This window comes from Microtetraspora sp. NBRC 16547 (assembly GCF_030268965.1).
Classification (GTDB): Bacteria; Actinomycetota; Actinomycetes; order Streptosporangiales; family Streptosporangiaceae; genus Microtetraspora.
Map to the genome: position 1 here is coordinate 14,373 of NZ_BSSE01000049.1, position 14,834 is coordinate 29,206.

A 14,834-nucleotide genomic window follows, 5' to 3' on the forward strand; every position below is an offset into this window, starting at 1 on the left:
GTACCGGGCATCCGCATGCCTTGACCGATTAATCTAATTAAGATTAAATAACTGCAGGAGGTTCTCTGTGATTCCGAGTGTCGACGAGCGCCGTGTGCGGCTGGGCGAGCGATTCCCGGAGTGGACACCGCTCACCCTCGACCAGCGGCTGGACCGCTGCGCGGAGGAGTTCGGCGAGCGCCCCCTGGTCCTGACCGACCAGCGGACCCTCAGCTACGCCGAGACCGCCGAGTGGTCGGTGCGGCTGGCCGACGGGCTCGCGGCGCTCGGGGTCCGGCCGGGCGACCGGGTCGGCCTGGTGATGGCCAACTACCTGGAGTTCGTCCCGCTGAAGTTCGCGATCGCCCGGGCCGGCGCGGTCGCCATCCCGTTCAACTATCTGTACCGGCGGGAGGAGTTCTCCTACGTCCTGGCCCAGTCCGAGTGCAACGTCCTGATCACCATGACCGGCTTCGCCGGGCTGGACTACCTGGACATGCTCGACGCCGTCGCCCCTGGCTGGGAACACGGCGAGAGCGCGGCGATGCCGGAGTTGCGGCAGGTCGTGCTGCTGTCCACGGACGGGAGGACCCGCGAGGGGATCCGCACCGTGGACGGCCTCGGCGAGCTGGGCGACCGCAACCCTGGCGCGGCCGTGCCTGGAAGCCGGACCCCCGGTGACATCGGTGACATCCTCTACACGTCCGGCACCACCGGCTCGCCCAAGGGCGTGATGGTCACCCACGACGCGGTGCAGCGCACGGCCTACGCCTCGGCGCTGACCCGGGCGTTCGAGGACGGCCGCCGCACCCTGTTCTCGCTGCCCTGCTACCACATGTTCGGCTACGTGGAGGGGCTGCTGGCGGTCATGATGGTCGGCGGCGCGATCATCCCGCAGCCCGCGTTCAACCCGGCTCACTACTTCGAGGGGATCGAGCGCCACCGGGCCACCGACATCCTGTGCGTGCCGACCATGACGGTCGCGCTGCTGGAACACCCCGACCGGGCCACGCGGGACCTGTCCTCGCTGTTCGCCATCCTGTCCGGCGCCGCGCCGGCCCCGGTCTGGCTGTGGGAGCAGGTACGCGCCGAGCTCGGGATCACGGAGGTGACCACCGGATACGGCATGACCGAGTGCGGCGGGGCGATGACGTTGTCCCTGCCGGAGGATCCGCTGGAGCTCTCCTCCGACACGGTCGGCCGGCCCAAGCTCGCGGGCGTCGCCGGGCTCCCCGGTGACATCTGCGTCTACCGGACGGCCGATCCGGTGACGGGGGAGTTCCTTCCTCCTGGCGCCGAAGGCGAGCTCGTCTCCACCGGGCCGACGCACATGCTCGGTTTCTGGAACAAGCCGGAGCAGACCGCCCTCGCTCTGCGGGACGGCTGGGTGTACTCCGGCGATCTCGGCCGCGTCCGCGACGACGGCTACCTGGAGCTCACCGGGCGCAGCAAGGAGCTCTACAAGAGCGGCGGCGAGCTGGTGATGCCCAAGGAGATCGAGGACCTGCTCACCCGGCTGCCCGGCGTCAGCCAGGCCTACGCGGTCGGCGTCCCGGACGAGCGCTGGGGCGAGGTCGGCTGCGTGTGGATCATTCCCGACCCCGGAGCGCGGCTCGACGCCGAGACCGTGATCGCGCTCTGCAAGGAGAAGCTGGCCCGTTTCAAGGTGCCCAAGCACGTGCTGTTCGCCGAGCCCTCGGAGCTGCCGACGACGCCGACCGGAAAGATCCAGAAGTTCAAGCTGGTCCAGCAGGCCAAGGCACGTATAGAAGGAGGAACGTCGTGACCGTCCGATACTCGGAGCTGATCCAGCCCGAGAGAGTGCACGGCTCGCTGTACACCGATCCGGGCGTCTTCGCCGAGGAGCTCGAACGGATCTGGTACCGCACCTGGGTGTGCGTCGGGCACGTGAGCGAGGTGGCCCGGCCCGGCGACTACGTACGCAAGGCCGTTGGCACCCAGGACGTCATCATGACCAGGAGCGCGGACGGCGAGGTCAGCCTGCTGCTCAACCGATGCGCGCACCGCGGCAACCTGGTCTGCGAGGACGCGCGGGGCAACTCCAGCTCGTTCCGCTGCCCGTACCACGGGTGGACCTACCGCAACACCGGTGAGCTGCTCGGCTACCCGTACAACCAGGGATACGGCGGCAAGGGGAAGCTGTCCCTCGGTCTCGGCCGGGTGCCGCGGGTGGACACCTACCAGGGGTTCGTGTTCGCCAGCTTCGCCGCCGACGGTCCCAGCCTGAAGGAGCACCTCGGCGCCGCCGCGGGCGAGCTGGACCGGCTGGCCAGGCTGTCCCCGGAGGGGGAGATCGAGCTCACCGCGGGCTGGCTCAAGCACCGCGCCAAGGCGAACTGGAAGCTGCTCGTCGAGAACGAGACGGACGGCTACCACCCGCAGTTCGTGCACGGCTCCGTCTTCAGCGTCACCGGCAGCCACATCGGATCCCTCTACAGCGACAAGTCGACCGCCGTCACCCGCGACCTCGGCGGCGGCCACAGCGAGAACGACCTGCGCCCGGAGTTCCGCCGGATGGGCACGCCGATGGCCTGGTTCGGAACGTCCGAGGCCAAGGTGCCCGAGTACGTGCGGAAGATGCGCGAGCTCCACGGCGAGCAGGCCGAGGAGATCCTCATCGAGGGCGCGCCACACGTCATGGTCTTCCCCAACCTGTTCGTCGCCGAGATCAGCGTCTTCATGATCCAGCCGGTCGCGGTGGACGAGACCGTGCAGCACGTCACCGCCGTACAGCTCAAGGGCGCGCCCGACATGAACCGCAGGCTGCTGTCGCAGTGCGTCGGCTCGGTCGGGCCCGCGGGCATGCTGCTCGCCGACGACTCCGAGATGTACGAGCGGAACCAGCGCGGCATGGCCGCCCGGATGCCCGAATGGCTCGACATCCGCCGCGGCGTTGGCCGCGAGCGCGTCGACGAGAACGGGTTCCGGGTCGGCACGGCCAACGACGAGACGGGAATGCGCGGCTTCTGGTCGCACTACCGGAGCCTGATGGAACGGGAGGACGCGCAGTGAGCAGCCTGGCCGGACACACGGGCCTGGATCTCCACGAGATCGAGGAGTTCCTCTACCGCGAGGCGCGGCTCGCCGATGAGCACGACTACGACGGATGGGAGGCCCTGTGGACCGACGACGCGCTCTACTGGGTGCCCGCCGGAGGCCCCGACATCGACCCTGAACGGCAGATGTCGGTGATCTACGACAACCGCAGCCGCATCTCCACCCGGATCAGCCAGCTCAAGACGGGGAAACGGTACTCCCAGTCGCCGCCGTCGAACATGCGGCGGCTGATCTCCAACGTCGAGGTGGTCGCGGTCGAGGGAACCGACACCGTGGCCGGGGCGAACTTCCTGCTCGTCGAGTCCCGCGAACGGGGGACCACCCTGTGGGCGGGGCGTACCACCTACCGGCTGCGCCGTGTTGAGGACGGCATCCGGCTGGCGTACAAGAAGGTCGTCCTGGTGAACAGCGCCGAGGCGCTCTCCACCCTGTCGTTCCTCATCTGAAGGAGACCGGCAGTGGAACAGCGGATCATCGCGAGTGAGTTCGCCGAGGTGGCCGTGAGCCTCGACACCGACGCCAACGGGCCACGGCTGCGGATCGAGGACCTGCGCGGCGGCCGGGTGCGCCACCTGGACGCCCTCGAGCTGGAATCCGTCGTCTGGCTGCCCGAGGAGCGGTTGCGTGAGCTGCTCGACCCCTCGGCCGGCCGGTGGAGTGACAGGCCCGGCGATGAGTGAGGTCCTGGACGGGATCGGACGGCTGGACCTCACCGCCTACGTACGGCCCGGCGACACGGCCGTCTGGGGGCAGGCCTGCGCCGAGCCGCTCACCCTGACCGAGCGGCTCATCGAGCAGCGCGCCGCGATCGGCGGCTTCCGTTGCTTCCTGGGCGTCACCGCCTCGGGCACGATCCGCCCGGAGCACGGCGACCACGTGTCGTTCCTGTCCTACTGCGGCAGCGGCGGCAACCGGGCGCTGCACCGGGCCGGCGTGCTGGACATCCTGCCGTGCCACTATTCGACACTGCCGGATCTCATCGAAAGTGGCACGCTCCCCGTCGACGTCGCCCTGGTCCAGCTTCCGCCCGCGGACGCGGCCGGTCGCCACAGCCTCGGCCTGGCCGACGACTACCTGTCCGCCGCGATCGACCGGGCCCGCGTGGTCATCGCCGAGGTGAACGACCAGGTGCCCTGGACGTACGGCACGCGCACGCTCACCGGCGCCGACCTGGACGTGATCGTGTACACGTCCCGGCCGCCCGCCGAGATCCTCAGGAGCGAGCCGGGCGACGCCGAGCGGCGCGTCGCCGGCCGTGTCGCCGACCACGTCGCTGACCTGATCGAGGACGGCGCGACCCTGCAGCTCGGCCTCGGCGCGCTGCCCGAGGCGATCGTCGCCCGGCTGGCCGGCCGCCGCGACCTCGGCGTCCACTCCGGCCTGATCGGCGACGCCGTCGCCGATCTGATGGAGGCAGGAGTGATCACAGGCGCCCGTAAGACCTTCGATCGGGGCCGTACGGTCACCGGAGCGCTGATGGGCACCTCCCGGCTGTTCGGCTACGCCCACCGCAACCCGGCGATCGAACTGCGGGACACCCGGCGCACCCACGACCCCGAGGTGCTCGCCGCCCACGATCGTTTCGTCGCGATCAACTCGGCGATCGAGGTCGACCTGTCCGGCCAGGTGAACGCCGAGGTCGCGGCCGGATCGTACGTCGGCGCCGTCGGCGGCGCGGCCGACTTCCTGCGCGGAGCGGCCCGCTCCCGTGGCGGCCTGCCCATCGTGGCGCTGACCTCCACCGCGAAGACGTCCACGGGGACGGTGAGCCGGATCGTGGCGAAGCTGAGCGGGCCGGTCAGCACCTCCCGCGCGGACGCCGGTCTCATCGTCACCGAGTACGGCGTCGCCGACCTGCGCGGCCAGCCCCTGGAGGAGCGGCGCGCGCGAATGATCGCCATAGCCCACCCCGACCACCGTCCCGCGCTCGAAAAGGAGTGCTCCCGATGAGAAGAGCCGCGATCGTCGCCCCGGTACGCACGCCGGTCGGCGCCTTCGGCGGAACCCTGCGCCCGGTTCCGGTGGAGGACCTGGCGGCCACCGTCGTCAAAGCCGTGGTCGAGCGCTCGGGCGTCGACCCCGAGCGGATCGAGGACGTGGCGATGGCGCAGTCCTACGCCAACTCCGAGACGCCCTGCGTGGGCCGATGGGCCGCCCTGCACGCGGGCCTGCCGGTCGCCGTCCCCGGTTTCCAGCTCGACCGGCGATGCGGCGGCGGCCTGCAGGCCGTGGTCACCGCCGCGATGATGGTGCAGACCGGCGCCGCCGACGTGGTGGTGGCCGGCGGCGTGGAGAGCATGAGCAACGTCGAGCACTACTCCACCCAGATCCGCTGGGGCAGCCGCTCCGGCGGGGTCCACCTGTACGACCGGCTGGACCGGGGCCGCGAGCGCTCCCAGCCCGAGGGCCGCTTCGGCCGCATCTCCGGGATGATCGAGACGGCCGAGAACGTGGCCCGCGAGTACGGGATCACCCGTGAGCAGGCCGACGCGTACGCCGCGGGCAGCCACCGCCGGGCCGCCGCGGCCTGGGAGGCGGGCGCCTTCGACGACGAGATCGTCCCGGTCCAGGTGCCGGTCCGGCGCGGCGACCCGGTGTCGTTCGAACGCGACGAGGGCATCCGGCCGGACACCGACGTCGAGAAGCTGTCGAGGCTGCGGACGCTGATGCCGGGCGGCATCGTGAGCGCGGGGAACTCCAGCCAGCAGAACGACGCCGCCGCGGCCTGCCTGGTCGTGGCCGAGGACAAGCTGGACGAGCTCGGGCTCGAACCGATGGGATTCCTGGTCGGCTGGGCCGCGGCCGGCTGCGAACCGGCCACCATGGGACTCGGCCCGGTGCCCGCCGTGGCCAGGCTGTTCGCCGCGACCGGAGTGACGTTCGACGACATCGACCTCGTGGAGCTGAACGAGGCGTTCGCCTGCCAGGTGCTCGCCGTGCTCAAGGCGTGGGGGTTCGCGGACCCGGCCGAGCTGGGCGACCGGCTGAACGTCAACGGTTCCGCCATCTCGCTCGGGCACCCGATCGCCGCGACCGGGATGCGCATGCTCACCACGATGCTGCACGAGCTGCGGCGCAGGGGCGGCCGGTACGGCCTGGAGACCATGTGCATCGGCGGCGGCCAGGGCATGGCCGCGCTCTTCGAGGGGGTCTGATGCCCACGCCGAAGGGGATCGTGGCGTACGCCGCCCACCTGCCGTGCCACCGGGTCAGGCATGCGGACCTGGCCGCCGCGCTCGGCACCAAGGCCGGTCCGGGAGCGCGGGTGGTCGCCTCGTTCGACGAGGACAGCACCACCCTCGCGGTCGAGGCCGCCCGGCGGGTGCCGCGCGGAGCGGAACGGCCACAGGCGATCTTCTTCGCCACCACCTCGCCCGCCTACCTCGACAAGACCAACGCCGCCGCCGTCCACGCGGCCCTCGGTCTCGGCACCGAAGGTCTCGCGGTGGATCTGGCCGGGTCGGCGCGGTCGGGCGTCGGCGCGCTGCTCGCCGCCGCGGCGACCGGGGGCCTCGCCGTACTCGCCGATGTCCGTACCGGCCTGCCGGGCTCGGCGGACGAGCGTGACGGAGCCGACGGGGCGGCGGCCTTCCTGTTCGGCGACCCCGGTCAGGCGATCGCCGAGATCGTCGCCCGCGTGTCGGTGACGGCCGAGTTCCTCGACCGCTGGCGCGTTCCCGGCGAGCCGGCCGCCCGCCGATGGGAGGAGCGTTTCGGGCTGGAGAGCTACCTGCCGCTGGTGACGGAGGCGGGGCGGCGGGCGTTGAAGGAGGCGGACGTTGCGGCGCCCGACCATGTCGTGCTCTCCTCGCCGAACCCGCTGGTGATCAGGCGGGCGGCCGAGCTGTTCCCGGCCCAGGTTCCGGCGCGGGTTCCGGCGCGGGTTCCGGCGGGGATCGTGGCGGGGCTTCCGGCGGGGAAGGCGCCGGGCCACGCGGGCGCGGCGGACGTCGGCCTCGGCCTGGCGGAGGTCCTGGACCGGGCCGCCCCGGGCGAGACCGTCCTGGTGCTCGCGGCCGTGGACGGCTGCGACGCGCTGGTGCTCCGGGTCACGGACCGTATCGAGCGCGGACGGCAAGCCCGTCCGGTCTCCGCGCAGCTCGCCGCCGGGCGTGCCGTCCCGTACGCCACGTATCTCACCTGGCGCGGCCTGCTCGACCGGGAACCGCCCCGGCGACCGGAGCCGGAACCGCCCGCGGGACCGCCCTCGGCCCGGTCGCAGGCATGGAAGTTCGCCTTCACTGGATCGCGGTGCCGCGGCTGCGGCTTCGTCCACCTGCCCCCGGCCCGGGTGTGCAAGGGCTGCGGGGCCGCGGACGAGATGGAACCCCACCCGCTGTCCGGCGTGCGGGGCACGGTCGCCACCTTCACCGCGGACCGGCTGGCCTACTCTCCCTCGCCGCCGCTGATCGACGTGGTCGTCGACTTCGACGGAGGCGGCAGGTACACGATGGAGCTGGCCGACGCCGCTCCGGACGAGGTGACGATCGGCATGCGCGTCGAGACGACGTTCCGCAGACTCCACACGGCCGGGGGAGTGCACAACTACTTCTGGAAGGTACGGCCCGTGGAGGACGAGAGATGAGCGCCGAGGGCATCAAGGACCGCGTCGCGATCGTCGCGATGGGCTGCACCCGTTTCGGCGAGCACTGGTCGGCCTCCGCCGACGATCTGCTGATCGACGCCGTGGGGGAGTGTCTCGCCGCCGTACCCGGCATGGGCCTGGCGGACGTGGAGGCGTTCTGGCTCGGCACGCTCGGCTCTGGACAGTCCGGCCTCACCCTCAGCCGCCCGCTCGCCCTGGACTATCGCCCGGTCACCCGGGTGGAGAACTACTGCGCGACAGGCTCCGAGGCGTTCCGTAACGCCTGCTACGCGGTGGCGTCCGGAGCGTACGACCGGGTCATGGCGGTCGGCGTGGAGAAGCTCAAGGACTCCGGCTTCTCCGGGCTGACCCGGATGGACCCGCCAGGGGACGGCACCGCTCCGGAGAACACGCTCACCGCTCCGGCGGCGTTCTCGCTGCTCGACCCGGCCTACTGCGCGAGGTACGGAGTCGACCCCGGGGACATGCGGGACGCCATGACGCACGTGGCCTGGAAGAACCACGCCAACGGGGCGCTCAACCCCAAGGCGCAGTTCCGCTCGGCGGTGTCCAAGGAGAAGATCGCCACGGCGCCCCTGGTGGCCGGGCGCCTCGGGGTGTTCGACTGCTCGGGGGTCTCCGACGGCGCCGCGTGCGCGCTGATCGTCCGTGCCGAGGACGCCCACCTGTACACCGACCGCCCGGTATGGGTGAAGGCGCTGTCGCTGACCGCGGGGCCGGGGCGCGCGGCGATGGACGCGGACTACGACTACACGACCTTCCCCGAGGTAGTGCGCAGCGCCCAGGACGCCTACCGGCAGGCCGGGATCACCGATCCGCGCGCCGAGATCTCGCTGGCCGAGGTGCACGACTGCTTCACGCCCACCGAGCTGGTGCTGATGGAGGACCTGGGCTTCGCCGACCGGGGCCAGGCATGGCGGGACATCCTGGACGGCGCTTTCGAGCTCGGCGGACGGCTGCCGGTCAACCCGGACGGCGGCCTGAAGTCGTTCGGGCACCCTGTCGGCGCGAGCGGTCTCCGCATGCTCTATGAGTGCTGGCTCCAGTTCCGCGGCGAGGCAGGGCGGCGGCAGTTGAGCGATCCCCGGCTCGCCCTCACCCACAACCTGGGTGGGCGTCCGGGCGCCTGCGTCTCCTTCGTCTCGCTGGTCGGCACCGAACCGGGCTGACCCGGTCGGGACCCGGCTCCTGCGGGCGTGGTCTGGGCATATTGTTTATTCTAGTTTAAATTAACCTTTGGAGGTCGTATGGCATCGAACGCCGAGTCGCCGGAGGCGACGCCCGCCGCGGGCCCGCAGTCGGGCACCGGACCTCAGCCCGGGGATCGTCCCGCGGTCGGCTTCGAGCTCGCCGACGGTCTCGCCCATGTCAGGCTCGACCGACCGGACACCCGCAACGCCCTCGACACCGCCATGGCCGTCGGCCTGCGCGACGCCGCACGGCGCTGCGCGGAGGCGAGCGGGCTGAGGGCTGTGCTGATCAGCGGTGCCGGCCCGGCCTTCTCGGTGGGGGGCGACATCGGCGTGTTCGCCGAGGCGACCGACCACGAGCGCGCCGCCCTGCTGCGCGGCATGGCGGCCCTCTACCACGAGGCGCTCCGGCGGTTCCGCGACCTGGACGCGCCGATCGTCTGCGCCGTCCACGGCGCGGTCGCCGGAGGCGGTCTGGGCCTGCTCTACTGCGCCGATCTCGTGCTCGCCGCCGAAGGCACCAGGTTCGCCCTCGGCTACGGGGCCCTCGGGCTGTCCAGCGACGGAGGGAGCTCCTGGTTCCTGCCACGGATGGTCGGGCCCAAGCGAGCCGCGGAACTCTACTTCGAGCAGCGCGTGCTGACCGCCCACGAAGCCGCCGATTGGGGCCTCGTCTCCCGCGTCGTCCCGGCCGAGGCGATCCGGCAGGAGGCGCTCGCGGTCGCCCGGCGGCTGGCCGCCGGACCCACCCGGGCCTACGCGGAGATGCGCCACCTGCTCAACGACTCCGGTGACCGGAGCCTGGCCGACCACCTCGCCGCCGAGGAGCGTGCCATGTTCCGCACCGCCGCCACGGCCGACGCGGCCGAGGGCATCGCCGCGTTCACCGGCAAGCGTGAACCCCACTACCAGGGACGGTGACGACATGACAGGACTGATCGTCGACAGCGAGGAGCACGCGCTGCTCCGGCAGAGCGTCGGAAAGATCGCCGAGCGGTACGGCCACGCCTATTTCGCCGAGCGGGCGCGCGCCGGCGGCCGGGTCGACGAGCTCTGGGCCGACCTGGGCGAAAGCGGATTCCTCGGCGTGCACCTGCCGGAGGAGTACGGCGGCGGCGGAGGCGGTCTCTCGGAGTACGGCGTGGTCCTCGAGGAGTTGGCGGCCCACGGCATGCCGCTGCTGATGGGTGTCATCTCACCCGCCATCACCGGCTCGATCGTCTGGCGGCACGGATCCGACGCGATGAGACGCGAGTGGCTGCCCGGCATGGCCGCCGGCACCAGGAAGATGGCGTTCGCGCTCACGGAGCCGGACGCCGGCTCCAACAGCCACCAGGTCACCACCACGGCGCACCGTGACGGAGACGGCTGGCGGCTTACCGGTACCAAGTACTACATCTCCGGCGCCGACGAATCCGACGCGCTCCTGGTGGTGGCGCGCGACGGCGATCCGGGGCCGTCCGGGCGTGCTTCGCTCTCGCTTTTCGTGGTCCCCACCGACGCACCGGGCCTGCGCATGCGGCACATCGCCACCGAGCTCGTCGTCCCGGAGAAGCAGTTCACCCTCTTCTTCGACGACGTACGGATCGGGCCCGAGGCGTTGATCGGCGAGGCGGGGCGCGGCCTGCGCCAGGTGTTCGCCGGGCTCAACCCCGAGCGCGTCCTGGCCGCCTCGCTCAGCAACGGCATCGGCCGGTACGCCCTGGACAAGGCCACCCGCTACGCCCGGGAGCGGCAGGTGTGGTCCGCCCCGATCGGCTCCCACCAGGGGGTGTCGCACCCGCTCGCGGAGGCGTACATCGGCGTCGAGCTGGCCAGACTGGCCACCGCCCGCGCCGCCGAGCTGTACGACTCCGGCCAGGACGCCGCCGAGGCGGCCAACATCGCCAAGTTCGCCGCGGCCGACGCGTCGCTGCGGGCACTCGACCAGGCGATCCAGACGCACGGAGGCAACGGTCTCTCCCGCGAGTACGGCCTGGCCGACCTGTGGTTCGTGGCCCGGCTGCTGCGCACGGCCCCGGTCAGCAGGGAGATGGTGCTCAACTACGTGGCCCAGCACAGCCTGCGGCTGCCCGCCTCCTACTGACCGGAAGTCGCTTCCAACACAGAGAAGGAAAGAGGTTCACCGATGGCAGGTGTACAGGACCGCGTGATCGCCGTGACCGGAGCCGGGGGAGGGCTCGGCCGCGAGTACGCGCTGCTGCTGGCCCGCTCCGGCGCCAAGATCGTCGTCAACGACCTGGGCGGGGCGCGGGACGGCTCCGGCTCGGGCATGGCCATGGCCGACGCGGTGGTCGCCGAGATCACCGAAGCCGGCGGCCAGGCCGTCGCCAACTACGACAGCGTGGCCTCGGAGGAGGGCGGCGCGGCCGTCGTCCGCGCGGCGCTCGACGCCTTCGGCCGCATCGACGGCGTGGTGAGCAACGCCGGCATCCTCCGCGACGTCGCCTTCCACAAGATGACCGCCGAGCAGTGGGACGCGGTGCTCCAGGTCCACCTGCACGGCACGTACCACGTCGTCCGCGCGGCCTGGCCGCACTTCCGCGAGCAGGGGCGCGGCCGGGTGGTGGTCGCCACCTCCAACACCGGCCTGTACGGCAACTTCGGCCAGGCTAACTACGGCGCGGCCAAGCTCGGCATGGTCGGCCTGATCAACACCCTCGCCATCGAGGGCCGCAAGTACAACATCCTGGCCAACGCGGTCGCGCCACAGGCGGCGACCCGGATGACCGAGGACGTCGCCCCGGCCGAGCTGCTGGCGAAGCTGCCCGCCGCGCATGTCGCGCCGGTCGTCGGCCACCTGCTCACCGACGAGTGTGCCGACAGCGGCACCGTGGTCGTCGTCGGCGGCGGCCTCTGCACCCGCGTGCAGCTCTTCGAGTCCACGGGGGTCACCTTCGCCGAGGTGCCGACCATCGAGCAGGTCGGCGAGCGCTGGGCGGAGATCGCTGACATGAACGGCGCGGTCCCGGCCGTCAACCGGGTGGGCTGAGCGGATGGAGACGACAGTGCGGGACACAGTGCGGGACACAGTGCGGGACTTCGACGCCTTGGTGGTCGGAGCGGGAGCGGGTGGCCTCTTCGCCGCCGCCCGGCTGGCCCACCTCGGCTACCGCACCCTCGTGGTCGAGCGGCTGGACCGGGTCGGCGGGCGGGCGTCCACGTACGACATCGACGGCTTCAAGGTCAACAACGGGGCCATCGTGCTGGAGCTCGGCGGCGTCACCGAGGAGACCTTCGCGACCGTCGGCGCGCCGTACGACGTCCGCATGCCCAAGCCCCCGCTTCTCTACCGGATCGGCGGCAAGGACGTCGACGTGACCGGCGGTGGCTGGGGGCTCCTGCTCGGCAAGCTCACCCGGCAGGGCGCCAAGCTGGTCAAGGGGCTGGGCGCGGCCCGCGAGGACAGCGGGCTGCCCGAGGCGGAGATCACCACCGCGGAATGGGTGGCGAAGTACACCAAGAACGAGAACGTTCACGCGATCTTCCGCAACATGTGCGCGTCCATCTTCGCGGTCGGTTCCGAGGAACTGCCCGCCCGGGTCTTCCTCACCTATTTCACCCGCAAGAGCGCCTTCAAGAAGTTCGGCTTCCATCCGGAAGGCACCATCGGCGCCTGGCGGGCACTGGCCGACGTGGTGACCCGGAACGGGGGCGAGGTCTGGCTGGACAGCGAGGTGCGCTCCCTTACCGTCGCCGACGGCGTGGTCACCGGCGCGGTGATCTCCCGCGATAGCGAGACGGTCGAGATCGGCTGCCGGGTCGCGGTCAGCGACGCCGGACCGGCCGCCACCGTGGAGCTGGTCGGCGCGGACAACCTGCCCGCCGACTACCGCGACGAGGTACGGCGGCGGGACCGGCCCTGCTCGATGATCACTGTGAACATCGCCAGCAGGGAGCGGCTCATCGAGGCCCAGGGCATGCTGAGCTTCGGCAAGACCCGGCGCCTGTGCTACATCGCCAACTTCACCGACCTGTGCCCGGAGATGGCCCCGGAGGGATGGCACCTGTACGCCGCCGCCGGAGTGCCCAAGCCGTCGGTCGGCGACTTCGACGAGCAGGCCGAGACCGAGCTGATCATGGAGGATCTGCGCGAACAGGTGCCCGGATTCGACCGGGCGCGGGTGCTGTCCGTCGCGGTGATGCGCGACGGCTGGCCGCCGCAGCGCGCCGTCGCCGGATTCGACCTCGCCCCCGCGACGCCGATCCCGAACCTGTGGAACGTCGGTGACGGGGTCAAGGAGTACGCCAACGGCGGCACCACCGCCTGCGCGGAGACGGCCAAGATCGTTGTCGAGCGGATCGCCGAGCGTCACCCCGTCGGAGCCGGTCGCTGAACCGGCCCCTCACGCAAAGGAGAGAAATCATGAAGATCGTCGTCGACTGGAACAGGTGCACCGGCCTCGGCATCTGCGAGTCACTGGCACCCGGCGTCTTCGAGGTCGACGACGCCGGAGACCTGGTCCTGCTGTCCGAGACGGTCTCCGACGACGACCTTGAAGGAGTCCGGCAGGCGATCGAGGGCTGCCCGACCGAGGCGCTGCGGCTCGAACCATGAGCGCGCGGCGATTCGTCGTCGTCGGAGCGTCCCTCGCCGGCCTGCGCGCGGTCGAGGCGGCACGCAAGAGCGGCTTCGACGGTCCGATCACCCTGATCGGAGCCGAACCCCACCTGCCCTACGACCGGCCGCCGCTGTCCAAGGCGGTCCTGGACGGCACCGACCTGCCCGCCTTCCGCGGCGAGGAGGTGCTCCGCGACGAGCTGGGCGCCGAACTCGTGCTCGGCACCGCCGCGACCGCGCTGGACACCGCGGCCCGGACCGTACGGGCCGGGAAGCGGGAGTTCGGCTACGACGCCCTGGTGATCGCGACCGGGGCGGGAGCCCGCACCCTGCCGGGGACCGAGGGGCTGCGCGGAGTGCACACCCTGCGCACTCGTGACGACGCGCAGGCCGTACGGCGGGCATTGGACGCCGGTGCGCGCACGGTCGTGGTCGGAGCCGGCTTCATCGGCTCCGAAGTCGCGTCCGCCGCCCGTAAACGCGGCCTTGACGTGACGATCGTCGAAGCGCTGCCCACGCCGCTCGTGCGTGCCGTGGGCCAGACCATGGGCGCGGCGTGCGCGGCCCTGCACGCGCGGGCCGGTACGGACCTGCGGTGCGGCGTCGGCGTGGCGGCGGTGGAGGGCGAAGGAACGGTCGAGCGGGTCAGGCTCACCGACGGGACCATGCTGGCGGCCGACCTCGTGGTGGCCGGCATCGGGGCGGTGCCCGCCACCGGCTGGCTGGCCGGTTCCGGGCTGCCCCTCGACGACGGCGTCGTCTGCGACGAGACCCTGTTCACCGGAGCTCCCGGGGTGTACGCCGCCGGGGACGTCGCCCGCTGGCACAACCCGATGTTCGGCCGTCACATGAGGCTGGAGCACTGGACCAGCGCGGCCGAGCAGGGAGCCGTGGCGGCGCGCAACGCGCTGGACCCGGAGGCGGCCAAGCCCTACTCCACCGTTCCGTACTTCTGGTCGGACTGGTACGGCTCCCGCATCCAGTTCGTCGGTGTTCCCGCGACCGACGAGGTCCGCGTGGTCGACGGCCAACCCGGCGGTGACCACTTCGTCGCCCTCTATCGCGAAGGCGACCGCCTGGCCGGAGCGCTCACCCTGAACGGCCAGACCCAGATCATGAAATACCGCGGGCTCATCATGCGCGGCGCCACCTGGACGGAGGGCCTGGAGTTCACCGGCCGTCGCAGGGCCGCGGCCATGGAGCGTGTGAGGGCCCGGCCGTGATCGGCGTGCGGTGCTGTGGGGTCACGGGGTCCGGTGGGTGCGCTTCCGCGGTGGGGGTGATCCGGTTTCCTCGTCGGGTTCGGTCAGGTGTGATCTGGCGCTGAGGCCGTGGCGGATGAGTGACTGGGCGTTGCGGACGACGGCGTCGAAGGTGTCGCGTTTGGGGTTCCACCATTCGGCGGCCCAGTTGAGGGCGC

14 protein-coding genes are annotated in these 14,834 nt (G+C 71.6%); all 14 read left to right on the forward strand.

Going from position 1 to position 14,834, the window contains the following annotated elements; translation table 11 throughout:
* The first annotated feature begins 67 nt into the window (after positions 1–67).
* The 14 genes from QSK17_RS34645 to QSK17_RS34710 all read left to right on the forward strand — a co-directional run bounded on the left by QSK17_RS34645 (position 68) and on the right by QSK17_RS34710 (position 14,637).
* Positions 68–1,765 (forward strand): class I adenylate-forming enzyme family protein, encoded by a 1,698-nt coding sequence (locus QSK17_RS34645; RefSeq protein WP_285710685.1) that lies wholly within the window; start codon positions 68–70, stop codon positions 1,763–1,765.
* Positions 1,762–3,012 (forward strand): aromatic ring-hydroxylating oxygenase subunit alpha, encoded by a 1,251-nt coding sequence (locus QSK17_RS34650; RefSeq protein WP_285710687.1) that lies wholly within the window; start codon positions 1,762–1,764, stop codon positions 3,010–3,012. Before QSK17_RS34645 ends, QSK17_RS34650 begins: the two co-directional genes overlap by 4 nt.
* Entirely contained in the window at positions 3,009–3,503 is a 495-nt protein-coding gene (locus tag QSK17_RS34655) for an aromatic-ring-hydroxylating dioxygenase subunit beta (protein ID WP_285710688.1), read from the forward strand. The genes QSK17_RS34650 and QSK17_RS34655 overlap by 4 nt, the downstream gene beginning before the upstream one ends.
* Before the next feature lie 12 nt (positions 3,504–3,515).
* On the forward strand, positions 3,516–3,737 hold the full coding sequence (locus QSK17_RS34660; RefSeq protein ID WP_285710690.1) for a hypothetical protein: 222 nt from the start codon (positions 3,516–3,518) through the stop codon (positions 3,735–3,737).
* Positions 3,730–5,007, forward strand: a complete 1,278-nt coding sequence (locus QSK17_RS34665; protein ID WP_285710692.1) for an acetyl-CoA hydrolase/transferase family protein — start codon at positions 3,730–3,732, stop codon at positions 5,005–5,007. The genes QSK17_RS34660 and QSK17_RS34665 overlap by 8 nt, the downstream gene beginning before the upstream one ends.
* Positions 5,004–6,212, forward strand: a complete 1,209-nt coding sequence (locus QSK17_RS34670) for an acetyl-CoA C-acetyltransferase (RefSeq protein WP_285710694.1) — start codon at positions 5,004–5,006, stop codon at positions 6,210–6,212. The genes QSK17_RS34665 and QSK17_RS34670 overlap by 4 nt, the downstream gene beginning before the upstream one ends.
* Positions 6,212–7,642 (forward strand): OB-fold domain-containing protein, encoded by a 1,431-nt coding sequence (locus tag QSK17_RS34675; RefSeq protein WP_285710697.1) that lies wholly within the window; start codon positions 6,212–6,214, stop codon positions 7,640–7,642. Before QSK17_RS34670 ends, QSK17_RS34675 begins: the two co-directional genes overlap by 1 nt.
* Positions 7,639–8,832, forward strand: coding sequence for an acetyl-CoA acetyltransferase (locus tag QSK17_RS34680; protein WP_285710699.1), 1,194 nt, complete (start codon positions 7,639–7,641; stop codon positions 8,830–8,832). The genes QSK17_RS34675 and QSK17_RS34680 overlap by 4 nt, the downstream gene beginning before the upstream one ends.
* A gap of 78 nt (positions 8,833–8,910) precedes the next feature.
* Positions 8,911–9,774, forward strand: a complete 864-nt coding sequence (locus QSK17_RS34685; RefSeq protein WP_285710700.1) for an enoyl-CoA hydratase/isomerase family protein — start codon at positions 8,911–8,913, stop codon at positions 9,772–9,774.
* A gap of 4 nt (positions 9,775–9,778) precedes the next feature.
* Positions 9,779–10,939, forward strand: coding sequence for an acyl-CoA dehydrogenase family protein (locus QSK17_RS34690; RefSeq protein WP_285710704.1), 1,161 nt, complete (start codon positions 9,779–9,781; stop codon positions 10,937–10,939).
* 42 nt (positions 10,940–10,981) lie between these two features.
* Positions 10,982–11,845 (forward strand): SDR family NAD(P)-dependent oxidoreductase, encoded by an 864-nt coding sequence (locus QSK17_RS34695; protein ID WP_285710706.1) that lies wholly within the window; start codon positions 10,982–10,984, stop codon positions 11,843–11,845.
* A gap of 16 nt (positions 11,846–11,861) precedes the next feature.
* Entirely contained in the window at positions 11,862–13,190 is a 1,329-nt protein-coding gene (locus tag QSK17_RS34700; protein WP_285710708.1) for a phytoene desaturase family protein, read from the forward strand.
* A 29-nt stretch (positions 13,191–13,219) separates the two neighbouring features.
* On the forward strand, positions 13,220–13,411 hold the full coding sequence (locus QSK17_RS34705) for a ferredoxin (RefSeq protein ID WP_285710711.1): 192 nt from the start codon (positions 13,220–13,222) through the stop codon (positions 13,409–13,411).
* Positions 13,408–14,637: an NAD(P)/FAD-dependent oxidoreductase gene (locus tag QSK17_RS34710; protein ID WP_285710714.1), complete on the forward strand. Its 1,230-nt coding sequence runs from the start codon at positions 13,408–13,410 to the stop codon at positions 14,635–14,637. The genes QSK17_RS34705 and QSK17_RS34710 overlap by 4 nt, the downstream gene beginning before the upstream one ends.
* Positions 14,638–14,834 lie beyond the last annotated feature (197 nt).

Bases quoted from the DNA above. Each gene is read 5' to 3' on its own strand.
- QSK17_RS34670 (WP_285710694.1), top strand. From the start codon at position 5,004: ATGAGAAGAGCCGCGATCGTCGCCCCGGTACGCACGCCGGTCGGCGCC.
- QSK17_RS34685 (WP_285710700.1), top strand. From the start codon at position 8,911: ATGGCATCGAACGCCGAGTCGCCGGAGGCGACGCCCGCCGCGGGCCCG.
- QSK17_RS34695 (WP_285710706.1), top strand. From the start codon at position 10,982: ATGGCAGGTGTACAGGACCGCGTGATCGCCGTGACCGGAGCCGGGGGA.
- QSK17_RS34675 (WP_285710697.1), top strand. From the start codon at position 6,212: ATGCCCACGCCGAAGGGGATCGTGGCGTACGCCGCCCACCTGCCGTGC.
- QSK17_RS34710 (WP_285710714.1), top strand. From the start codon at position 13,408: ATGAGCGCGCGGCGATTCGTCGTCGTCGGAGCGTCCCTCGCCGGCCTG.
- QSK17_RS34705 (WP_285710711.1), top strand. From the start codon at position 13,220: ATGAAGATCGTCGTCGACTGGAACAGGTGCACCGGCCTCGGCATCTGC.
- QSK17_RS34665 (WP_285710692.1), top strand. From the start codon at position 3,730: ATGAGTGAGGTCCTGGACGGGATCGGACGGCTGGACCTCACCGCCTAC.
- QSK17_RS34680 (WP_285710699.1), top strand. From the start codon at position 7,639: ATGAGCGCCGAGGGCATCAAGGACCGCGTCGCGATCGTCGCGATGGGC.
- QSK17_RS34690 (WP_285710704.1), top strand. From the start codon at position 9,779: ATGACAGGACTGATCGTCGACAGCGAGGAGCACGCGCTGCTCCGGCAG.